Origin of the sequence: Pseudomonas capeferrum (assembly GCF_013523055.1) — a bacterium.
Classification (GTDB): domain Bacteria; phylum Pseudomonadota; class Gammaproteobacteria; order Pseudomonadales; family Pseudomonadaceae; genus Aquipseudomonas; species Aquipseudomonas capeferrum_A.
This window is the reverse complement of record NZ_JAAMQM010000014.1, coordinates 69,668-90,896: the sequence shown is the minus strand read 5'-3', so window position 1 is coordinate 90,896 and position 21,229 is coordinate 69,668. Positions and strand designations below refer to the sequence as shown.

The window sequence follows — 21,229 nt, the reverse complement described above, 5'->3', positions numbered from 1 at the left end:
ATGTTCCTTGATTAAGGTATTTACTGTTACAGTATAACATCACTATTGCATCACGTTAGATTGTCTCCGGCTAGCGCTTTTCTACCCACTAGACTGATCTGAAGGCCCTGATTACCGTGAAAAGTCGTGTAAGGTGCGCGGTTTCATTTCGTTGGAGTACAGGCATGAGCACGGTCAAGCACGACGCGTTGCATGGCAAGACCCTGGAACAGATCCTTACCACCCTGGTGGAGCATTACCAGTGGGGAGGCCTGGCCGAGCGTATCGATGTGCGCTGCTTCAAGAGCGATCCGAGCATCAAGTCGAGCCTGGCTTTCCTGCGCAAGACGCCCTGGGCTCGGGAAAAGGTGGAGCAGCTTTACGTCAAGCTGCAACGGGCTGGATGAAGGCATGCGTCATCCCTGGTTGACGCTGTCCGCACTGCTTGGATGGGCCGGTCTTTCGGTGCAGCTCTACCTGATATTGCTGATGCGCTGGCAGGAGCAGGCCAGCCTGATCGGCGGGTTGGTCAATGCCTTCAGCTATTTCACGGTGTTGAGCAACACCCTGGTCGCGACAGTGCTCAGCTATGCCGCCTTCGGGCGCGAAGGGGCGGCCAGGCGCTGGTTTCTTTCACCCGCGACAAGCTCGGGAATCGCCACTTGTATCGTGCTGGTGGCCATCACTTACAGCCTGCTATTGCGCCACTTATGGCAACCCCAAGGCTGGCAGCGGTTGGCCGATGGCCTGCTGCACGACATCATGCCGCTGCTGTACGTCCTGTACTGGTGGTTCCAGGTGCCGAAGGGCACCTTGCGCTGGCGTCATCTGCCGCTATGGGCGTTGGTTCCGATAGCGTATTTCGCCTTTTCCCTGCTGCGCGGTCATGTCATCGGGGTTTATCCCTATCCCTTCATCGACGTTGCCTCGCTCGGGCATGCCCGCGTCATGCTCAACGCCTTGGCGATGCTGGCGGCTTTCCTGGGCGTCGGCATGCTGGTCCTTGGCCTGGACCACTGGCAGGGCAGGCGCCTGGCAACGGCCAGGTCGCATCCCTGACGCCGATCACTCGTCGTCGGTATCGCCGTCCCGACGCCAGTAGGCGGCGGCCTTGAGCGCGTCTTCCTTGACTCCCTTGGCCAGCAGCAGGGCCTTGGCCTGGCGGGTCAGGGATTTCTCCAGGGCAACCCATCCATACAACTGGCCTGGCGGCAGCGCCAGGTTGCCCAGCAGATCGAGCAGATCCTGCTCATGACGCTGGACCCAGATCACTTCCAGCTCAGCCTGGCTCGACAAGAGCTGGCGCTCCTGCTCATCCTCGATCTGGATGACAGCCACCACCTGGCGACCTGCGGGTAGTTCTTCCAGGCGTCGGGCGATGGCTGGAATTGCAGTCTCGTCGCCGATCAGCAGGTAGCTGTCGAAGATGTCCGGTACGACCAACGACGCACGGGGACCGGCGATATCGAGGGTCTGGCCGGGCGTGGCCTGGGCAGCCCAGGTCGAGGCGGGGCCATCGCCGTGCAGCACGAAATCGATGTCCAGCTCGTTGGCGACCAGATCGATACGACGCGGCGTGTACTCGCGCATGGTGGGACGCACACCGCCATCCCGACCCATGCCGCGGGCATCGATGGTCTGTTGCTCTTCAGGCGAGCAGGCGAACAGCAGCTTGATGTGATCGTCGCTGCCCAGGCTGGTGAAGCCTTGCAGTTCGGGCCCTCCGAGCGTGATACGGCGCATGCGCGGGGTCAGGTCGGTGACGCGCAAGACTGTCAGGCGACGCTGCTTGATCTCGTGGTTGACGCGGTGGATGGTCTCGCTCATTGGTCGTTCTCCTGAACGGGGGTGGCCGGCCCGAAGGCGATGGCCTTGGCGGTATCGTTGAGCAGGTCGCGGACGCGCAGGATTTCTTCCTGGGTCCAGTGGCCACTGTGCATGTGAAGCGCGTGGCGCAGGTTGCCGACAGCCTCGTGGATTTCCGGTGGCCGATCGTGGCCTCGCAGCGCGCGCTTGCTGACTTCGATACGCATGCGCACGCCATCCAGAGCGACGGCCTGTTCCGCAAGTGACGCTCGGCCCGCCTCGGTGATGACGTACAAGCGCTTGCTGCCATGGGCCTGTCCGACGATGAGTTCCGCCTCTTCAAGGAAGTTGAGCGTCGGATAGATCACTCCAGGGCTTGGGCTGTAGTTACCGTCGAAGAGGGTTTCGATCTGGCGAATCAGGTCGTAACCGTGGCCAGGTTGATCGGCCAGCATGGACAGCAGCAGGAGCTTGAGATCGCCTGGCGCGAAGACGCGCGGTCCGCGTTCGCCCCGGCCGGAGCGGCGTTCGAAAGGATCATGGTTTCGCATGGGCACTGCCTTTTCGATATGGCTTGAGATATTACTCAAGATATATCTTAAGGCAAGTCCGTAATAGTGATGATTATCATCCAGAATTTCGATGCATTATTTTTGCCGCATCCTCGCTCTCACCCTCCTAAGTCGCCCGTGCCTCGCCTGATGCGACAGGCGCCGGTGTCTGCGGCGCGTTGCATTGGGTCGCAGTCCCCGGTTCCAGATAAGGCGACAGGATAGGCGCCATGCCCTTGAACACCTGGACAGGCAACGCCGACGTGAACTTGAAGGCTTCGGCGGCACGCCCCGGTACGAAGGCGGTGAGCGTTCCGAAATGGTTGTCGCCGAGGAAGAACACGAAGGTCGCCGTGCGATTCAAGGAGCGCGAGCCCAGCAGGCGGCCGCCAGCGCCGTAGCTTTCGATACGGTTGTCACCGGTCCCGGTCTTGCCGCCCATCACCAGCGTGGAGCCATCCTTAAGCTTGAAAGTGCCGGACACACGACGCGCCGTACCAGCCTCGACCACTTGCGACAAGGCACCGCGCAAGGCTCGCGCCACCTCTACCTGAAGAATCCGCTGTCCACGGTCAGGATCACTCACCAAGTGAGTTTCATAGGGGGTATCGGTGGCGAAATTCAGGGTGTCGATTCGCAGGGTCGGCAAACGTACGCCATCGTTCTGGATGATCCCGACCAGCTCGGACAGGGCAGCCGGACGGTCGCCGGAACTACCGATCGCCGTGGCCAGCGAAGGCACCAGGTGATCGAACGGATAGCCTACGCGCTTCCAGCGCTGATGGATGTCGAGGAAGGCTTCGATCTCGACCATGGTGCGGACCCGGCTGTCGCGAGCACCCTGATGGCGACTCTTGAACAGCCAGCCATAGACCTCCTGGCGCTCGAAGCGACTGGCGTTGACGGCATCGCTGCGCGAGGCGCTGGGGTTTTTCAGCAGATAACCTAGCAACCACAGGTCCAGCGGGTGGACCTTGGCGATGTAGCCTTGGTCCGGCAGGTCGTATTTGCCGGGGCCATAGCTGTCGTACATGTTCACCAGGCGCGTTTCGGTCAGCTTGGCCATCGCGGCCTTTTCCTTCGAGCCATGCGCGCGCACGAATGCATTGAAGGTTTCCTGGCTGGCTTCGGGGAACAGGTAGCGGTGCACGGCGGCCAGGCGTTGTGGAGTGACACGCATGCTGTCGAGGAAGGTGTCCAGGCGTTGCTGGGAGGTCTTGCGCTGGTACTTCTTCCAGAACCGCATGAGGTAATTGGTGCCTTCGCGATCGGCGAACCGCGCCAGGTACTCCTGGCGGCGCGGGTCGGCATCGTTGCGCAGCAGGGGCTCGCGATTGTAGGGCTGCTGGTAGGTGACATAACGCACCACGTCGCGCATGAGCCTGATGAAGGGCAGGTTGATCGATTCGCGCAGCGCCTCCTTGAGTGTCGGGTTGCGGCCATTGTCTTCCTTGCGGAAGTTGTTGAAGGTGTGCATGCCACCGCCGGTGAAGAATGCCTCGCCCGTGCTTGCCGAATACTTGCGATCGAGCGCTGCATCGAGCATGGCATCGAGGTTTCGATCCTTGGGATTCTGTATCAGCCAGTCGAGCGACCAGCGAGAAAGGCGATCGAGTTCCGCCACTTCGACCTTTCTCAGCTCGTTGACCGATTTGCTTGCGTACTGATCGTGCAGCTCGGCGATGATCTGCAGGTAAGTGGTCAGTACCCGCAACTTGGCGGTCGAGCCCAGCTCCAGCTTGCTGCCTTCGTTGATATCGAATGGCTGATCGGTACTGTCGGTCTGCACCCGTACGCGCGAACCGTCGGCGGTGCGTTCGAACAGGGTGAAGCTGTAGCGCACCTGATCGGTGGTCTTGGGGGTAAGCAGGCGCTCACCTATCAGGCCGATTTCAGCGGCATAGGCAGGGTCGGACAAGTCCCGCAAGTACTTGCTGACCTGCGTCTGCAGGTCGGCTTTCAGGGTGCTGGTAACGGAAAGATCGAGCCGGTCGAGGTCGTACAGCGGGCGGTTGAGCATACCGGCCAGGCGGTTACGCGCCAGGCTGATGCCTTTGTTGGTGATGATCGGCTGGATAGTCGGTTGCGCCACCCAGTCGCGGTATACCGCCTTGCTGGCCAAAGCCGCTTGCGCCAGCGAGTTGTCGATGACCTGATTGGCGACCAGGACGCGAATGTGGGCATCGGTCAGCTGGGCCAGCTCCACGCGTCCCTTGGAGAGGTAATGAGAAGGCCTGCGCTGGGCGATCATCAGCGACAGCACCTGGCGTAGGGCAAGACCACGCGCGGCCATGCTGGCCGGATCGTTGGCGGTGGAAGAAAGCGCCTGATTGACCTGATCGAAGTCGGCGCCGTACCAGACCCTCAGGCCTTCGGCCATGCCGTGCACCTCGCCGTGCCCTGGAACTGCCGAAAGCGGCACGCTGTTGAGATAGTCGCGCACGATGCGTTGGCGCGCCACCGTAGTGTCAGGCCCGCCTTGATAGGCACGCACGCTGGCGGAAAACATCTGGCGCAGCTTCTCGGCGCCTGAGACGGTCAGGCCATCGGGCGAATGACGGTATTTTTCCAGCTGGGTGGCCAAGGTGCTGCCGCCTGCCGATTGCCCGGGCAAGGCCAGATATTTCGCAATCTGCGAGTAGGCCGCCTTGGCGAAGCGTGGCCAATCCACTGCCGGATTGTTGCGGGGGTCGTTTGGGTCGAGCAGGTCACGGTTCTCGATGAACAGCAGGCTGTTGACCATGACTGGAGGAATCGAGGAGAAGTCGGGATAGATATGTTGCGGGTAGGTGTACTGGTACAACGAATCGCCACGACAATCGGTGATCGACAAGCCGGCCTGGATCTTTTCCACATAGGGGACGAACAGGCCGTGATCGACATACCTCATCAATGCCGGGGAGAAGCGCACCTGGTCATGGATCAGGTAATCGCGCTTGAGCAGGCGCGGCAGGAACTCGCCCAGGGAGCTGTAGCCCAGGCGCTTGTCGAAAGGACCTTCGCCTGGGTAGAGGATGGCATCGCTCGGACCCGGTTCGAGCGTGTAAGTCAAGGAACTGGCCAGGCGGCTGAATTCGCGAGACTGCAACTGCGATGTCTGCATCTCGTCATAGGCGGCAAACCCGATGGCAACGATCGCCACCACCAGGATCAAGGCCAGTAGTCGCCACCACAGGCGGCGCTGGCGGGGAGCATTCGGCAAGGGTGCCTCAGGCGGAGTCGTTTCGGGAGCTTGCATCCTGCTTGGTTCCGATTGCCACTGTGCACCCATAGTCATCAATCCAGCCAATAATCTCGTCTTGCTTGTCTGAAGCTTAGACGGTGACCGAGTTCGGTGAAATTTTTGTCAAATGTGCGCCATGTGCGGTTTTTGAGGCCCAGTGGTCATTCCTGAGCGGCAATTGGCCTGGCGAAATCTATGATGTCGCTGGAAGCACCTGGGGTCTCTCCAACCGTTTATTCAACTCCAGCCAGGCGGCCATCACCATCATCAGGCCCAGACCCAGCATGGCCGTCAGCACTTCTACCAGCCAATGCTCGCCACTCAAGGCGTTGCCCATGTCCGCCAGCGGTGCCAGAAGCACGCCCAGGCAGAACACCTCCAATGAGTAGCGGCCCATTCGACAGCTTTGCCGAGCCAGCCAGTGGCGCAACCACGGTCCGTTGGTCACCAGGCACGCGGTGCAGTATGCCAAGGCCAGGAAGTGCAGCAGGCGCACGGGTGACAGGTTGGTCTTGCTGATCGGATACAGCCACTCGCGGACCGAGGCAGGCATGAGCGCATCGTGCAGTGCGGGCCAGCGCCAGGTCAGAGCGATAGCCGTGCACACCAGCACGTACGCTGCGGCGGCCAGGAACAAAGGTTGGCGCCAGACGGGCTGGCGTGTCTCGCCGGAGCTACGATCCGCCTGCAGCGCAGCGGCGCCGCCGAGAATGAACAGCAATTGCCAGGCCAGTGGATTGAAGAACCATACGCTGCCTTCCTGTGCGGGCAGGTTCCAGCCGAACCGCTGGGCCAGCAGGTACGCGCCTAGCGACGAAGCGACCGCCAGCCGGGTATGGCGCAGCAACAGCGGCAAAGCCAGCGGCAGGCCAAGCAACAGCAGGATATACAGCGGCAGTGGGTCCATCAGGTTGGGCTTGAAGCGCAACAGCAACTCGTCGAGCAGAGCCTGTTGAGGGTGGTCGAGGAAATAATAGAGCCCCATTTCCTCGATCATGTCGCGGGCCTGGATATGCGTATTGGCGAAAAACACGATCCCCATCAGCAGCACCAGCAGAAAAATGTGCACCACATACAGCACCCAAGCCCTGCGCAGGATCCGTACGATTGCCACCAGCCAGCCATCGCGACGGGAGATCCTGCCGTAGGCCAGGACAGCCGCGTATCCGGCGAGGAAGACGAAGATCTCCGCTGCGTCGCTGAAGCCGAAGTTGCGCACCGTAAGGTTGGCCAGGGGATTGCCAGGGATGTGATCCCAGAAGATGAACACCAGTGCCAGTCCGCGGAAGAAATCGATGCGATGGTCACGACCGTTGATCATGATGACGGGCCTCGGGCCTGGATATGTACAGCAGATCGTCGTCCCGCGGTACGGTTCCTTTGCCAAGGGGCGACGGGTCGGTGGTCTTCATGGATTGTCTAGGGGATGGTTGGGCTGCTGGGAAGGGGCTTGCGCATACCACCAGGTTTTGGAGCCCTGATAGCAAGCGCTGCCCGCGCGGCGCTTCGCGCGATGCTTGTCGGTAGATCTTCGGCGCTCTTGAAATCGAGCGCCGCCCGCGCGGCGCTTCGCGAGTAAACTCGCTCCCACATTTGTTGCAACGCGCCATGGCCTGTGAGAGAGGAGTTGTCAGCCTTTAATGCTTGGCTGAAGATTGCATAAAGGCTGTTGCTACCCCCTCGATCTCTTTGTTGTACACACAAGGCTAAGAACTCGGCCTATCAGGCCATGGCACACTGCAACAAATGTGGGAGCGAGTTTACTCGCGAAGCGCCGCGCGGGCGGCGCTCGATCTCAAGGTCAGCAGAAACCTAACGCCCTGCGCTCAATCTCAAGGTCAGCAGAAACCTGACGCCCTGCGCTCAAACACACCACGATCAAATGAACCTGGGTACATCGCGCAGCAGGCGCTGGCGCCAGGCTTGCTGTTCGACCACCGATGTCTCGACCCAGAACTGGTGGCGCCCGCCAATGCGCGCGGCAACGGGCACGCCATCCTGATACAACAGGCGGTTGCCGCTGACGGCAGGGACCTTGCTGCCCGGTAGCAGGGTTCCCGCGAGATTGAGCGGATCGCTCGCGCTGATCATCACCAGGCTGCCGTCCAGCGGCCGGCGGCGGACCTGACGCAGCAGGCCGATCGCCTCGGGCAGGGCGAACTGTTCACCGGCCAGGCCGGCGATGAAGCGGCCACCGCGAATCTCGCCGCGTGCTTCCAGCCGGTGATAGCAACGCAGCAGTTCACGCCATGGCGGCAGGACATCGCTTTCACGCTCCAGCAGGCGCCAGCACATTACCCCGTAGCGGCGCAGCAGGCTGCGAGCGACGTGTTCCAGCCGGGCGTCCGGGGCCGTTGCGTCCGCGCCACCGCGTAGCAAAGCCCAGCGTCCGGCATGGGCCATGCCGCTTGACAGCGGATAGCCACGGCGGCTGCCGCGGGACGAGCGTTTCGTCGCCGGAGTGATCAGGCTGCGCAGGCCGGTGAAACTATCGGCGTTGACCAGTCCGGCCCCGACCAGCTCCTGCAGGGCGGTTTCCAGCTCGCTGGGCAGCAGGTGCGCTTCGCGGGTCAGCTCGTCGAAGAAAAGCGCCCCTTGTGTCTGCAGGGCAGCGTGCACCCGCTGCGCGCGCGCGCCGAGGCTGTCCGTGGCGGGCACCGTGGCCAAGCTGCGCCACAGCCCCAGCCATTGCCGGGGCAGCAGTACCAGCGGTGTGCTCGGCAAGGTACTTGCCGCTGCCGTGGTAGCCAGCCGTGTCCAGGTCCAAAGGCCGCTGCGGCAGGCCTCGTCCAGCCACTGGGCGCTGTAGTCGAGGATCCGGGTCGGTAGCACGTCCGTTTCCCAGGCGCTGGCTGCCGCTGGAAAACCTTGCAACTGGTCCAGCACTTCGCCGACAGCCAACGGCCCGCGCAACCGTTCCTCGCTCGAGGCGTGCTGCCAGTCGAACAGGAAACGCATGAAGTCCTGCAGGCTCACCGGCTCGATTTCCCTGCGCAGGCGCTTGACCGTATAGCGGTGGATACGCGCCAGCAGGTGACGTTCGCACCATTGCGGCGAGCCCGCACCGGGGCTGAAAAGGCCGCGCATCACATAGCCTTCGCTTTCGAGGCGGGCCAGGGCCTGTTCGACCTCCAGCTCGGTCAGACCCAACGGCGCGGCGATTTGCGCCATGCTCAGCGGACCGAAGCCGCTGAGGCGGGCGCGCAGCACCTCGAGGACGGCGGCCTCTCGCTCGACAGGCAGATCGAAGCCTGCCAGTGGCTTGACGGGCGGTCGCATCCTGGCATCGGGATGGATCGCCAGGAGCATGGGCATACGCTCGCGTGCCAGCCAGAGGGATGCGCTCGAGGTCTGCAGGCGGCAAGCCCGTCCTGCCTTGGCCAATGGCTTGAGCAGGTCCTTCCAGCCCGCGTTGGCCCCTACTTCGTCTTCGGTAATGGCCCCAAGGCTCATAAGCGCCTCGTGCATCTCGTCACTATTGGTCGGCTGTGGCCAGGCCTCGGCCTCGACAGCGGCGATGGCGTCCGCATCCAGCGCGCCCAGATCGTCACTGCTCCGCGCCTCGCTCCAGCGACGGTTGAGCACTGCCTGGGTACGCCGCTCCTCCAGCGGCGCGTCGTCCAGGAAAGCATAGGGGCGAGCATTCAGGATCGCCGCGGCCAGCGGCGAGGGCGCCGGCAGATCGCGGCTGATCAGGCGTACTTCACCCTTTTCCATGCGCCGCAGCAGCGCCAGCCAACCCTCGCTGTCCATGGCCTCGTGCAGGCAGTCATCGATCGTCTGCTCTACCAGGGGGTGATCCGGAACCTGGCGTTCCCCGGCAATGTTCTCGAGGCATGCGATCTGGTCGGGAAAAACGGCGGCGATCAGGTCCTCGCTCTTCATGCGTTGCAACTGGGGCGCCACCTTGCGCCCGCCGATGAAACGCGGCAGCGCCATGGCGACACCCGCGTTCCAGCGCCAGCGCACGCCGAACAACGGAGCATCGAGCAGCGCCTGGATCAGGATCTGTTCTGCGGTGCGGCTCGACAGGTACCGCCAGACTTCATCGAGCTCGAAGCTGTGACTGGTCGACAGCGACAGCACGATAGCGTCTTCGCTGGCGGCTGCCTGCAGTTCGAAATTGAAGGTACGACAGAAGCGCTTGCGCAAGGCCAGGCCCCAGGCTCGATTGATGCGGCTGCCGAACGGGGAGTGAACGATCAGTTGAGTGCCCCCGGACTCGTCGAAGAACCGTTCCATCACCAGTGTCTGCTGGGAGGGCAGGGCGCCGAAAACCGCGCGGGTGCGACCCAGGTAATCGAGCAACTGACTGGCGCTGTCCTCCCCGAGCGAATAGACCGCTTGCAACCAGGCCAGGACCGGCCCGAAATCCCCCTGACTGATGTGCAGCTGCTCGTCGATGTGCGCTTGTAGCCGAGCGACCCCGGCCGAAAGCTCATCGCTGCGCCCCGGTGCCTCGCCGAGCCAGAACGGGATGGTCGGCGGTAGCCCGTGAGCATCCTCCACCCGCACCCGCCCTGCTTCGACGCGCAGGATTCGATACGAGGCATTGCCGAGCTGGAAGATATCTCCCGCGATACTCTCGACCGCGAAATCCTCGTTGACACTGCCGATGTTCAAGCCCTGCGGCTCGAGCGAGACCGCATAGTCGGCGCTCTCGGGAATGGTGCCACCGCTGGTCAGGGCGGTCAGCTGGCTGCCGCGCCGCCCGCGCAGGGTGCCGCTCACGGCATCGCGGTGCAGATAGGCGCTGCGTATGCCTTGGCGACCGTTATAGCCTTCGGCAAGCATGCGCAGCAGAGCCTGGTAGTGACCTTCATCGAGTCGGGCATAGGGCTCGGCCTGACGCAGGCAATCGAACAGTGCCTGTTCCGGCCACGGTTGGTTGCTGACCTCGGCGACGATCTGCTGGGCGAGTACATCCAGCGGTGCTTGAGGGATGTGCAGGGTATCGAGTTCGCCCCGCCTTACGCAGTCGAGCAAGGCCACGCATTCGATCAGGTCGTCACGAGAAGTGGCGAACAGGCGGCCTTTCGGTATCCCGCTGACCTGGTGACCCGAGCGCCCGACCCGCTGCAGGAGCGCGGCGATGGAGCCCGGTGAAGCGATCTGGCAGACCAGGTCGATATCACCGATGTCGATCCCCAATTCCAGCGACGCGGTAGCCACGAGCACCTGAAGCGCACCGCGCTTGAGGCGTTGTTCGGCATCGAGGCGGTATTCCTTGGCCAGGCTGCCGTGGTGCGCCGCGACGGCCTCCTTGCCGAGGCGATCGCCAAGATGGCGGGTCAGCCGTTCGGCGAGCCTGCGGGTATTGACGAACACCAGCGTGGTGCGATGCTCGCGCGCCAGGTCGGCGAGACGATCGTAGACCAGGTTCCATACATCCGTGGCCATCACCGCGCCCAGCGGCACCCGGGGTACTTCGATGGCCAGATCACGGGTGCGCGCATGACCGACGTCGACGATTGCACATGGCCGCTGGTGGCCGACCAGGAACTGCGCCACACGCTCGATCGGCCGCTGCGTGGCAGACAGGCCGATACGCCGCAGAGGTCGTCCGCACAGAACCTGCAGGCGCTCCAGGCTCAAGGCCAGGTGGCAGCCGCGCTTGTTGCCCGCCAGGGCATGGATCTCATCGACGATGACTGTGTGCACAGTGGCCAGGCCCCGTCGGCCGGACGCCGAGCCCAGCAGTACGTAGAGCGACTCCGGCGTGGTCACCAGGATGTGTGGCGCCAGCTTGCGCATCGCCGCGCGCTCTTTCTGCGGCGTATCGCCACTGCGCACGGCAGTGGTGATGCGCGGTGGCTTCAGGCCGCGTGCGCGCAAAGCGTCGCTGATGCCTTCCAGCGGTGCCTGGAGATTGATACGGATATCGTTGGACAACGCCTTCAGCGGCGAGACGTAGACCACCTGAGTCTGCGCGGGCAAGTCACCATCATGTTCCAGGCCTTGGCGAAACAGCTCGTCGAGCACGGCGAGGAAGGCGCTCAGGGTCTTGCCGGATCCGGTGGGCGCGGCAAGCAGCGTCGATTGCCCGGTATGGATCAACGGCCAGGCCTGCGCCTGGGCACTGGTAACCGTGGCGAAACTCTGGCGGAACCAGTCACCCACGGCGGAGTGGAACAGGTCGAGCACCGGATGTTGTTGGGCAGGCAGGTTCATGGAGTGTTTATGGAGGGCAGTGCCATGAATGGCAAGGGGCGTTCGTCAGACGAAAGATAGACGCAGGCCTGAGGGGCAGTCCGACATGACCCGCTTCCGCCAAGAGGACCTTGCCTTGATGGACGCCGGCCTGCATGTGATCCTTACGCCCTTTCTCCAGCCAGCGAGTCCGCCATGCCTCAGACCCTCCATATCGCCGCGGCTCTGCTGCTCGACCCTCAAGGACGAACCCTGCTGGTGCGCAAGCGTGGCACCAAGGCTTTCATGCAGCCTGGCGGCAAGATCGATACAGGCGAATCGCCGCTGCAGGCGCTTGCCCGCGAGCTGCACGAAGAGCTGGGGCTGCGCATGGACCCGGCCCAGGCCCGCTATCTCGGCCTGTTCGAGGCGCCTGCGGCAAACGAACCCGGGTTCAAGGTCCAGGCGCATGTCTTCAGTGTTCGCACCGATGCCTCCGTCGCGCCCGCGGCGGAGATCGAGGAAGTCGTCTGGCTGAGCGCCGACGAGCATCCTCATCTGGACCTGGCGCCGCTGACACGTGACCAGCTCCTGCCGCTGTACCGCGAAGGCCTCAACGCACGGCGCTGACACCCTCGAGCGTCGCGAAGGAGGTGTCCTTGGCGGTCAGCAGGAAGTCGCGCATGTAGGGCGCATCGAGCATGTCGGTGCGCACGGCCGCATAAAGCGTGGCGAACAGCCCTTTTTCGCCCAGTCGCTTACCCTTCACATAGCCGCGCGAGCTGTACTCGTGTAGTGCCCAATGCGGCATGCCGCATACGCCGCGACCGCTGGCCACCAATTGCATCATCATCACCGTCAGCTCTGACGTGCGCACGGCCGCGGGCTCGATGTCGGCAGGTTCCAGGAAGCGAGTGAAGATATCCAGGCGATCACGTTCGACCGGGTAGGTGATCAATGTCTGATCGATCAGGTCCTGAGGCACGATGTGGGATTTGCTGGCCAAGGGATGCTGGTTGGCCACGGCAAGCATCGCTTCGTAAGTGAACAGGGGGACATAGGTGATGCCCGCCAGGTCGAGCGGATCCGAGGTGACCACCAGGTCCAGGTCGCCACGCGCCAGCGCGGGCAACGGAGCGAAGGCAAAGCCCGATGCCAGGTCCAGCTCCACTTCCGGCCAGGCATCGCGGAACTGGTCGATGGTCGGCATCAACCACTGGAAGCAGCTGTGACATTCGATCGCCATGTGCAGCCGTCCGGCGGTGCCACCGGCCAGGCGTGCGATATCACGCTCGGCGCCACGCAACAGCGGCATCGTGGCGTCCGCCAACTGCAACAGGCGCAGTCCGGCGCTGGTGAAGCGGATCGGCTTGGTCTTGCGCGTGAACAGTTGCATGCCCAGCCGTTCCTCCAGTTCCTTGAACTGATGCGACAGGGCCGATTGAGTCAGGTGCAGGCGTTCGGCGGCCTCCACCAGGCTATCGGCCTCGCGCAGGGCGTGAAGTGTTCTCAGGTGGCGGATCTCCAGCACAGCAAACTCCATGAATCAGACTTGATGAAAATCAGAAGGCGGTGAGTTTCGCTCATGTTGGGGTCGAATGTCGACTGCGCCCTGGCGACCGCTCGGCGAACTTCATCAAATTGTCACGTAACTGTGGCAGCGCGCTTGCATCAATTTCATCAGACTCGCGCTCTATTGGGGATCTGCATTCTGGTGTTTCGCTCATGCGGGCTTTACTGATTTTTCTCGTTGTTCTGTTTCATGTACCGGCCGCCTTGGCCGACGCTTCCTGCAATGCTCAAGCGGTTGTTCAACGCGCTGAGCTGGGCGAGTTGAGCTTGGTGTATCAGAGTGTTGGCAAACCTTCTGATCCCACACTGTTGCTAGTGATGGGCCTGGGCGGGCAACTGATCCATTGGCCCGACGATGTAGTCGAGGCCTTGTGCAGCCAGGGGTTTCGAGTGGTTCGCTATGACAATCGCGATGTCGGACTGTCACGCTGGAACCGCGCGCCCGAGTCCGCCAACCTCACGGTGGAAGTGCTGCGCTACCGGATCGGCTTGCCGGTGGCAGCGCCTTATACGCTGACCGATATGGCCGATGACGGCTTGCGCCTGATGGATGCACTGGGTGTGGACAGCTTTCATGTGCTGGGGGTGAGCATGGGCGGCATGATCGCTCAGCATATGGCGGCCCTGGCCCCCCAACGTGTGCAAAGCATGACCTTGGTGATGTCCAGTTCCGGCGCGGCCGGACTACCTGCGCCCAGTCCCGCCCTGGTGGACCTGCTGGCCCGACGCAGCGCACCCACGCGCGCGGTGGCCCTCGAGCAACAGGCCGATCTGCTGGCCGCCTTGGGAAGTCCCCAGGTCACTGATGATCGTGCCGCCTTGCTGCAGCAGGCGGCGACGGCTTACGACCGGGCCTTCAATCCCGAAGGCGCCAAGCGTCAGATCATGGCCATCCTGGCCGAGCCCAGCCGGGTCGAGCTGCTCAACCGGCTTCGCCTGCCCAGCCTGGTGATCCACGGTACGGCCGACCCACTGTTGCCGGTCATGCATGGCGTGCACCTGGCCGCGCACTTGCGTGGCAGCCAGTTGCGGCTGATCCCGGGGCTGGCCCATCGTTTCCAGGAGCCCTTCAAGGCACCCTTGCTGGCCGCTGTGTTGCCTTACCTGAAAGCTCATCGTGGCGAAGGCGCGCGTCTGGCTCGGCTCTAGTGAAAACGCACCCACGCCATGACCAGCAGCGTGGCGGCGACCAGCCAGGCGGCCGTGGCCAGGGCCAGCGAGAGCTCCAGGCGAAGTCGATCGACCAGCAGGTAGAGCGCCGTCAGATAGACGAAGTAGGGGATGATCGACCACATGCCGAAGACGATGGTGGTCTTCAGGTCGGCGACCGATCGGCCCTTGCCGACGATGTAGTGGGCGATCAGGGCAAAGGTCGGAAACAGCGGGACCAGCCCGGCGATGTAGTAATTGCGCGTCTTGGCGAGTATCGCCAGGAGCACCACGACGGCGGCTCCCAGGCTGGCTTTCAATAGCAGGTCCACTTTGATCTTCCAGGTAGGTTGGGGGTCAGCCGAGGCCGTACTTTTTCACTTTGTCGAACAGTGTGGTCTTGGCCATCCCAAGCTCCTGGCTGGCCTGGCTGAGATTGCCGCCCGTGCGCTGCAAGGCATCGCCCAGCAGGTTGCGCTCGAAGGCTTCCACCGCCTCGGCGAACCCCAGGCCCTGACCCGCACTGCTGCCGCTCTTCTTGAAAGCCGGCAGACCGAGCGCATGGCGTTCGGCGACATTGCGCAGTTCTCGCACATTGCCGGGCCAGTCATGAGCCATGAGCAACGACAGCGTCTGGCTGTCCAGCTCTGGAACTTCGCGATCGAAGCGCAGCGCCGACTGCTGCAGGAAATGCTCGAATAATTGCAGGATATCCTCCCGGCGCTCGCGCAAGGGTGGCAGCTCGAGGGTGACCACGTTGAGCCGGTAATACAGATCGCTGCGGAACTGACCTGTCTGACCCAGGGCACCCAGGTCGGACTTGGTGGCAGCGATCACCCGACAGTCCACGGGAATGTTCTGGTTGGAACCCAGGCGTTCGAGGGTCCGCTCCTGCAATACGCGCAGCAGCTTGATCTGCAGGTTCACCGGCATGCTCTCGACCTCGTCGAGGAACAGCGTGCCGCCGTTGGCATGCTCGATCTTGCCGATGCGCCGCTTGCCCGCCCCAGTGAACGCATTGGCCTCGTGCCCGAAGATTTCGCTCTCGAACAGGTTTTCCGGCAGACCGCCGCAGTTCAAGGCCACGAAGGGACCGGCCTGACGTCGGCTGAAGTCGTGAAGGCAGCGCGCGACCAGCTCCTTGCCGGTCCCGGTCTCGCCCTCGATCAACACGTTGGCCGAGGTGTCGGCTACGTTGGCGATCAGTTCGCGCAGGTTGTGCATGGCCGGCGAGCGGCCGATGATCCGGCCTTCGAGCGTGCTCTGGCCCGCCAGGCGACGCCGCAGCGTGAACACCTCGCGGGACAGCTCGCGCTGTTCGAGGGCGCGGCGCACTACATCCACCAGGCGTTCCGGGGAGAAGGGCTTTTCCATGAAGTCGTAGGCGCCGTTGCGCATGGCGCCGACGGCCATGTCGATGTCACCGTGCCCGGTGATCAGCACCACCGGCAGGCTGCGATCGCGGGCCTTGAGGCGGTTGAGCAGTTCCAGACCATCGATGCCCGGCAGGCGAATGTCGCTGACCACGATACCGGGAAAATCTTCATTGACTCGCTCAAGTGCCTGCTCGGCGCTACCGACGCCTTCGCATGCGATGTCTTCCAGGGCCAGGGCCTGCTGGCAGCCCAGCAGCACATGCGGGTCGTCTTCGACGATGAGTACGGTAAGAGGCGCGTGGGTCATAGGGGGTCGGCCGTGGTTGTCGAGGAAAAAGCTAGGGGCAGGACAAGGATGAAGACAGTTCCGCCATTGGCGGGATGCTCGACATTCAAAGTGCCCTTGGCGGCGGCTGCGAGGCTTGCAGAGAGGGTCAGGCCCAAGCCCAGGCCATGCTCTCCTGGCTTGGTCGTGAAGAAGGGTTCGAACAGGTGCTTGCGGGTCTCGGCATCGATGCCGTGGCCGTTGTCGCGTACCTGCAGGCGGTACCTGTCGCCTTGTCGTTCGCCTTCCAGCCAGAGTTGGGGCAAAGGTTCGCTGGCCATGGCATCGAGTGCATTACCGACCAGGTTGACCAGGATCTGTTCCAGGCGGGTCTGATCGATGGCCAGTTGCTGGTCATCGAATTGGCGATGCAGTTGCAGTTGGCACTCGCTGATGCGATTGGCCAGTACCTGCAGGCTCGCATCGACCGCCTTGGCCAGCGAGGCCTGGCCGCTGTCGTCGCCACGGCGGGCGAAAGAGCGCAGGCTCGCGGTAATGCGGCCCATGCGATCGATCAGGTCATTCATGGTGCGCAGATTGGTACTGGCCGTTTCCAGGGCGCCGCGCTCGAGAAAGCGCACGGTGTTGCCGGACAAGGTGCGCAAGGCCGCCAAGGGCTGATTCAGCTCATGGGCAATGCTGGTCGACATCTGTCCGATGGCAGCCAGCTTGCCGGCCTGGACCAATTCGTCCTGGGCATGGCGCAGGGTCTGCTCGGCATGCCGACGTTCACGGATCTGGCCCTTGAGCCGCTCATTGCTGGCGCGCAGGTCCGCCGTGCGCTCGGTAATCTTGCGCTCCAGCTGACTGTTGGCTTCTTGCAAGGCCTCGCGGGCGGCCAGGCGCGTGGCAATGACCTTGCGCCGCTCGTTCCAGGCGATCAGCAAGATGGCCAGCAGGGAGAAGGCGACGCCTACCAGCACACCCTGGACCATGGCTTCGCGGCGCAGGTCCTGCAGCGGCGTCAGCAGGGTGAAGTGCCAAGGCGTATCGGCCAGGCGCCGGGTCTGCGCCAGATAGGTGACCTCATGCTGATGCCCCTGATCGGTCTCGCTGTTGGCCGGAAAGGTCAGCTTCTCCATGCCGTCGGCGAGGGTTTCGCGGGCCAGGGGTTCGAGTTCGTTCAGCGGCCACCAGTAGTACTGCAGGCTGCGCGCCAGACGCTCCTTGATCTGCGGCGTCAGCGGGCGCACCGACTTCAAGCGTCGAGCGGGATCGCTGGAGAGAATGATGATGCCGTTTTCGTCACTGACGAAAGCTTCCAGTCGCGCGCGCTGCCACCGTTCCTCCAAGGTATCCAGACCGACCTTGATCACGGCTACGCCGATGATCTTGCCGTGCTCTTCCAGGCCATGGGCGAGGAAGTAGCCAGGCTCGCCGGTGGTGCTGCCGATGCCATAGAAGCGTCCCGGTTCACCGCGCACGGCGTCCTGGAAATAGGCGCGGAACGACAGGTCTTCACCCAGAAAAGAGTCGGCATCGCGCCAGTTGCTGGTGGCTTGCACGCGGCCGGTCGTGTCGAGGACGAAGATGACGCGGCTGCGGCTCCGTCGATTCAGGCCTTCGAGGTATTCGTTGACGCCTTGGCGGTGCTCGTCGCCGACACTGCTCAACAGGCTCGAGACACTGTCTTCGAGTTCCAGCAGGCTGGGCAGGTAGGTGTACTTGCTGATTTCGCTCTCGACCGTGCGGGCATGCAGTTCGAGTTGGCGTTCGCCGGTTTCACTCAGCGTGCGGATGCCGCTGCTCTCGCTGACCAGATAACCGGCCAGGCCCAGGCCCACCACCAGAAGGATGATCAGGGGCGGAAGGAGCAATTGGCGGATCAGAGTGGATTTCACGAAGGCAGGCTGGGCAAGGCGAAGGAGCGTGGGGTCGCATTTCATCACAGTGGCCTTGTCTGGACCAGCGCCCACTGCCCGGTGGACCGGGCAATGGGCAGGACAGGGCTTAGTGTTGCAGGATCTTGCTGAGGAAATGCTGGGTACGCTCGTGCCGTGCACTCGGATCGCCGAAGAAGGCCTCCTTCTGGCAGTCTTCGATGATGTTGCCCTTGTCCATGAAGATCACGCGATTGGCGACCTTGCGGGCGAAGCCCATCTCGTGGGTCACGCACATCATGGTCATGCCTTCATGGGCCAGTTCGACCATGACGTCGAGCACCTCGTTGACCATCTCCGGGTCCAGTGCCGAGGTCGGTTCGTCGAACAGCATGACGATCGGGTCCATCGACAGGGCGCGGGCAATGGCCACGCGCTGCTGCTGGCCGCCGGACAGCTGGCCAGGGTGCTTCTTGGCCTGAGCGGCAAGGCCGACGCGGTCGAGCAGGGCCAGGCCTTTCTTGGTCGCCTCGGCTTCGCTGCGCCCCAGGACCTTGCGCTGCGCGATGGTCAGGTTCTCGGTGATGCTCAGGTGCGGAAACAGTTCGAAGTGCTGGAACACCATGCCGACCCGCGAGCGCAGCTTGGGCAGGTTGGTCTTGGGATCGGAGATCGAAGTACCGTCGACCACGATGTCACCTTTCTGGAAAGGCTCCAGGGCATTGACGCACTTGATCAGGGTGGACTTGCCCGAGCCCGACGGACCACATACGACGACCACTTCGCCCTTCTTCACTTCAGTGCTGCAGTCGGTCAGTACCTGGAAGTCCCCGTACCACTTGTTGACGTTCTTGATGGAAATCATACGGTGATCCTTTTTTGCAGGCGCTTGACCAACCAGGAAGCGGAGAAGCTGATGAGGAAGTAGACAGCCCCGGCGAACAGCAGGAATTCATGGGAGCGGCCGATGATGTCGCCACTGGCACGTGCCGAGTTGAGGAAATCGACGAGTCCCACGGTGTACACCAGCGAAGTGTCCTGGAACAGGATGATGCTCTGTTGCAGCAGCAGCGGAGTCATCTTGCGAAAGGCCTGTGGCAGGATGATCAGGCGCATGGTCTGGCTGTAGGTCATGCCCAGGGCCTGGGCGGCGCCCATCTGGCCTTTGGAGATCGACTGTACCCCCGCGCGGACGATTTCGCAGAAATACGCGGCCTCGAACATCATGAAGGCCACCACGCAGGAGGTGAAGGCCCCCACCGGGGTGTCTTCGCCGGTGATCCAGCGCAAGACGAACGGCACCGCCAGGTAGAACCAGGTGATGACCAACAGCAGCGGGATCGAACGGAAGTAGTTGACGTAGGCACCCGCCACGTTGGACATCAACTTGTTCGACGACAGTCGCATCAGCGCCAGGAGCGTACCCAGGACGATGCCGCCGATCACGCCCATGACCATCAGTTGCAGGGTCATGGCCATGCCGTTCCACAAGGCGGGCAGTGCAGGGCCGATGCTTGAGAAGTCCAGCTCCATCATTTACCCCCCACGGAGATCAGGCCTGGCACCGACACTTTCTTCTCGACCAGGCGCATGAGCAGCATGAGGCCCATGTTCAGGGTGAAGTAGATCAGCGTTGCCAAGGTAAAAGCCTCGAACAGGTTGGCGGAAAACTCGGCGGTCTGCTTGGTCTGGGCCAGCAGCTCCATGAGGCCGATCAGCGACGCCACCGAGGAGTTCTTGAACACGTTCAGGAATTCCGAGGTGAGTGGCGGAATGATGATCCGGTAGGCTTGCGGCAGCAGCACGTTGGTGTAGATCTGCGACAGGCTGAAGCCCATTGCGCGAGCAGCGGCTTCCTGGCCCCGAGGCAGGGCCTGAATGCCGGTACGTACCTGTTCGCAGACCCGTGCGGCGGTGAACAGGCCCAGGCAGACGACCACGCTGATCAGTGCCGAAGTCGTCGGGTCGAGGTCCTGCTTGTACCACTCCTGCAGCCCCTCGGGCAGCAGGTCGGGAATCAGGAAGTACCAGATGAACAACTGCACCAGCAACGGCACGTTGCGGAACAGTTCGACATAAGCGGTGGCGATGCCCGATACCAGGCGGTTCGGCACGGTGCGCATGACGCCGAGCAGCGAGCCCAGCAGCAGGGCGATGATCCAGGCGGCGATGGCAATGGCGATGGTCCAGCCCAGACCGGTGATGTACCAGTCCAGGTAGGTTTCGCTACCCACGCCGGTGGACTTGAAGAATACGCCCCAGTCCCAGTTGTAATTCATCGGGATGTTCCCTCAGATCGGTTGTTCCACAGGCACCTTCGAGCACCCGAGGACGCAAGCGCCCTCGGATGGAAGGTTAGACACTAACGGGCTTGAGGGTCAGGACTTCTTTTCGTCTGCCGCTTTGTCGGTAGGGTTGGCGATCAGCTCCTTCAGTTCTTCGCTCATCGGGAACTGCAGGTTCAGGCCCTTCGGAGGAATAGGCTGGGTGAACCATTTGTCGTAGATCTTGTTGATCTCGCCCGACTTGTACAGCGCGACGATGGCGTCATCGACGGCCTTCTTGAACGGAGCATCGCCCTTTCGCACCATGCAGCCGTAGATCTCGTACGACTGTGGCGTGCCGGTGACTTCCCAGTCGGTGGGCTTCTTGGCCTTGGCCATTTCGCCGGCGAGCAGGGCGTCGTCCATCATGAAGGCAACCGCGCGACCGGATTCAAGCATGTTGAAGGATTCGCCATGATCCTTGGCCGAGATGACATTCATTCCCATCTGCTTGTCGGCATTCATGCTCTTGAGCAGACGCTCGGACGTGGTGCCAGCGGTGGTGACCACGTTCTTGCCCTTCAGGTCAGGGAAGTCCTTGTACGCGGAGTTCTTCTTGGCCAGCAGGCGAGTACCCACTTCGAAGATGCCGACCGAGAAGTCGACCTGTTGCTGACGCTCGACGTTGTTGGTGGTAGAGCCACATTCCACGTCGACGGTGCCGTTCTGCACCAATGGGATTCGAGTCTGCGAAGTGACCAGGTTGTAGCGGACCTTGAGATCTGGAGCACCAAGCTCCTTCTTCAAGTGCTCGACGATGGCCACTTGGATGTCATGCGAGTAGCCGACCGGTTTGCCCGAAGCATCGGCGAAGTAGGAGAACGGAATGGATGAGTCACGGTGGCCCAGGGTGATGGTCCCGGAATCCTTGACCTTCTTCAGAGTGCCGGTCAGTTCCGCGGCCATGACGGGGGAACTGATGACTGCTGCCGCGATGGCGGCGCCCAACAGATGACGAACGATGCGCATCAATAA

The 21,229-nt window shown here is 62.6% G+C and carries 17 protein-coding genes; 4 read left to right on the top strand and 13 right to left on the bottom strand.

Translation table 11 applies throughout. The features are described from left to right. Positions 1–164 precede the first annotated feature (164 nt). Together G7009_RS16855 and G7009_RS16850 are read left to right on the top strand one after the other, a co-directional pair. The gene (locus tag G7009_RS16855) at positions 165–386 is read left to right on the top strand and encodes a VF530 family protein (RefSeq protein ID WP_181131192.1); all 222 of its coding nucleotides are present in this window, start codon (positions 165–167) and stop codon (positions 384–386) included. A gap of 4 nt (positions 387–390) precedes the next feature. Next, positions 391–1,038, top strand: a complete 648-nt coding sequence (locus tag G7009_RS16850; RefSeq protein ID WP_181131191.1) for a Pr6Pr family membrane protein — start codon at positions 391–393, stop codon at positions 1,036–1,038. A 6-nt stretch (positions 1,039–1,044) separates the two neighbouring features. Here G7009_RS16850 and G7009_RS16845 read toward each other — a convergent pair whose 3' ends face one another. From G7009_RS16845 to G7009_RS16825, 5 genes are all read right to left on the bottom strand, one after another. Next, entirely contained in the window at positions 1,045–1,806 is a 762-nt protein-coding gene (locus tag G7009_RS16845; RefSeq protein WP_181131190.1) for a siderophore-interacting protein, read from the bottom strand. Next, a complete protein-coding gene (locus tag G7009_RS16840; protein WP_181131189.1) occupies positions 1,803–2,336 on the bottom strand; it encodes a PadR family transcriptional regulator in 534 nt (177 codons plus the stop codon). The genes G7009_RS16845 and G7009_RS16840 overlap by 4 nt, the downstream gene beginning before the upstream one ends. 127 nt (positions 2,337–2,463) lie before the next feature. Then, on the bottom strand, positions 2,464–5,607 hold the full coding sequence (locus G7009_RS16835; protein WP_181131270.1) for a transglycosylase domain-containing protein: 3,144 nt from the start codon (positions 5,605–5,607) through the stop codon (positions 2,464–2,466). Positions 5,608–5,752: 145 nt separating this feature from the next. After that, positions 5,753–6,880 (bottom strand): OpgC family protein, encoded by a 1,128-nt coding sequence (locus G7009_RS16830; RefSeq protein WP_181131188.1) that lies wholly within the window; start codon positions 6,878–6,880, stop codon positions 5,753–5,755. 557 nt (positions 6,881–7,437) lie between these two features. After that, on the bottom strand, positions 7,438–11,730 hold the full coding sequence (locus tag G7009_RS16825) for a DEAD/DEAH box helicase (RefSeq protein WP_181131187.1): 4,293 nt from the start codon (positions 11,728–11,730) through the stop codon (positions 7,438–7,440). A gap of 174 nt (positions 11,731–11,904) precedes the next feature. Here G7009_RS16825 and G7009_RS16820 point away from each other — a divergent pair, with 174 nt between their 5' ends. After that, positions 11,905–12,318, top strand: coding sequence for an NUDIX hydrolase (locus tag G7009_RS16820; RefSeq protein WP_181131186.1), 414 nt, complete (start codon positions 11,905–11,907; stop codon positions 12,316–12,318). Here G7009_RS16820 and metR read toward each other — a convergent pair. Then, the gene (metR, locus tag G7009_RS16815; RefSeq protein WP_181131269.1) at positions 12,302–13,219 is read right to left on the bottom strand and encodes a transcriptional regulator MetR; all 918 of its coding nucleotides are present in this window, start codon (positions 13,217–13,219) and stop codon (positions 12,302–12,304) included. The genes G7009_RS16820 and metR overlap by 17 nt on opposite strands. 194 nt (positions 13,220–13,413) lie before the next feature. On the opposite strand from metR, the gene G7009_RS16810 reads away from it, so the two are divergent. Further along, positions 13,414–14,409 carry an alpha/beta fold hydrolase gene (locus G7009_RS16810; protein ID WP_181131185.1) on the top strand — a complete coding sequence of 332 codons (996 nt, stop codon included), beginning with the start codon at positions 13,414–13,416 and terminating at the stop codon, positions 14,407–14,409. On the opposite strand, the gene G7009_RS16805 is transcribed toward G7009_RS16810, so the two are convergent. The 7 genes from G7009_RS16805 to G7009_RS16775 all read right to left on the bottom strand — a co-directional run bounded on the left by G7009_RS16805 (position 14,406) and on the right by G7009_RS16775 (position 21,223). Next, positions 14,406–14,741, bottom strand: coding sequence for a GlpM family protein (locus G7009_RS16805; protein ID WP_181131184.1), 336 nt, complete (start codon positions 14,739–14,741; stop codon positions 14,406–14,408). The genes G7009_RS16810 and G7009_RS16805 overlap by 4 nt on opposite strands. A gap of 25 nt (positions 14,742–14,766) precedes the next feature. Next, complete coding sequence (locus G7009_RS16800; RefSeq protein ID WP_181131183.1) at positions 14,767–16,092, bottom strand: sigma-54-dependent transcriptional regulator; 1,326 nt, start codon at positions 16,090–16,092, stop codon at positions 14,767–14,769. After that, positions 16,089–17,996, bottom strand: coding sequence for a sensor histidine kinase (locus G7009_RS16795; RefSeq protein WP_181131182.1), 1,908 nt, complete (start codon positions 17,994–17,996; stop codon positions 16,089–16,091). The genes G7009_RS16800 and G7009_RS16795 overlap by 4 nt, the downstream gene beginning before the upstream one ends. A 64-nt stretch (positions 17,997–18,060) precedes the next feature. Then, the gene (locus G7009_RS16790) at positions 18,061–18,795 is read right to left on the bottom strand and encodes an amino acid ABC transporter ATP-binding protein (protein WP_181131181.1); all 735 of its coding nucleotides are present in this window, start codon (positions 18,793–18,795) and stop codon (positions 18,061–18,063) included. Then, positions 18,792–19,463, bottom strand: a complete 672-nt coding sequence (locus G7009_RS16785) for an amino acid ABC transporter permease (protein WP_181131268.1) — start codon at positions 19,461–19,463, stop codon at positions 18,792–18,794. The genes G7009_RS16790 and G7009_RS16785 overlap by 4 nt, the downstream gene beginning before the upstream one ends. Continuing rightward, positions 19,463–20,209, bottom strand: coding sequence for an amino acid ABC transporter permease (locus tag G7009_RS16780; protein ID WP_181131180.1), 747 nt, complete (start codon positions 20,207–20,209; stop codon positions 19,463–19,465). The genes G7009_RS16785 and G7009_RS16780 overlap by 1 nt, the downstream gene beginning before the upstream one ends. 99 nt (positions 20,210–20,308) lie before the next feature. Further along, the gene (locus G7009_RS16775; protein WP_181131179.1) at positions 20,309–21,223 is read right to left on the bottom strand and encodes a glutamate/aspartate ABC transporter substrate-binding protein; all 915 of its coding nucleotides are present in this window, start codon (positions 21,221–21,223) and stop codon (positions 20,309–20,311) included. Between the last annotated feature and the right edge of the window lie 6 nt (positions 21,224–21,229).

Coding starts and splice junctions, on each gene's coding strand:
- G7009_RS16855 (WP_181131192.1), top strand. CDS start 165: ATGAGCACGGTCAAGCACGACGCGTTGCATGGCAAGACCCTGGAACAG.
- G7009_RS16850 (WP_181131191.1), top strand. CDS start 391: ATGCGTCATCCCTGGTTGACGCTGTCCGCACTGCTTGGATGGGCCGGT.
- G7009_RS16845 (WP_181131190.1), bottom strand. CDS start 1,806: ATGAGCGAGACCATCCACCGCGTCAACCACGAGATCAAGCAGCGTCGC.
- G7009_RS16840 (WP_181131189.1), bottom strand. CDS start 2,336: ATGCGAAACCATGATCCTTTCGAACGCCGCTCCGGCCGGGGCGAACGC.
- G7009_RS16835 (WP_181131270.1), bottom strand. CDS start 5,607: ATGGGTGCACAGTGGCAATCGGAACCAAGCAGGATGCAAGCTCCCGAA.
- G7009_RS16830 (WP_181131188.1), bottom strand. CDS start 6,880: ATGATCAACGGTCGTGACCATCGCATCGATTTCTTCCGCGGACTGGCA.
- G7009_RS16825 (WP_181131187.1), bottom strand. CDS start 11,730: ATGAACCTGCCTGCCCAACAACATCCGGTGCTCGACCTGTTCCACTCC.
- G7009_RS16820 (WP_181131186.1), top strand. CDS start 11,905: ATGCCTCAGACCCTCCATATCGCCGCGGCTCTGCTGCTCGACCCTCAA.
- G7009_RS16810 (WP_181131185.1), top strand. CDS start 13,414: ATGCGGGCTTTACTGATTTTTCTCGTTGTTCTGTTTCATGTACCGGCC.
- G7009_RS16800 (WP_181131183.1), bottom strand. CDS start 16,092: ATGACCCACGCGCCTCTTACCGTACTCATCGTCGAAGACGACCCGCAT.
- G7009_RS16795 (WP_181131182.1), bottom strand. CDS start 17,996: ATGAAATGCGACCCCACGCTCCTTCGCCTTGCCCAGCCTGCCTTCGTG.
- G7009_RS16790 (WP_181131181.1), bottom strand. CDS start 18,795: ATGATTTCCATCAAGAACGTCAACAAGTGGTACGGGGACTTCCAGGTA.
- G7009_RS16785 (WP_181131268.1), bottom strand. CDS start 19,463: ATGGAGCTGGACTTCTCAAGCATCGGCCCTGCACTGCCCGCCTTGTGG.
- G7009_RS16780 (WP_181131180.1), bottom strand. CDS start 20,209: ATGAATTACAACTGGGACTGGGGCGTATTCTTCAAGTCCACCGGCGTG.
- G7009_RS16775 (WP_181131179.1), bottom strand. CDS start 21,223: ATGCGCATCGTTCGTCATCTGTTGGGCGCCGCCATCGCGGCAGCAGTC.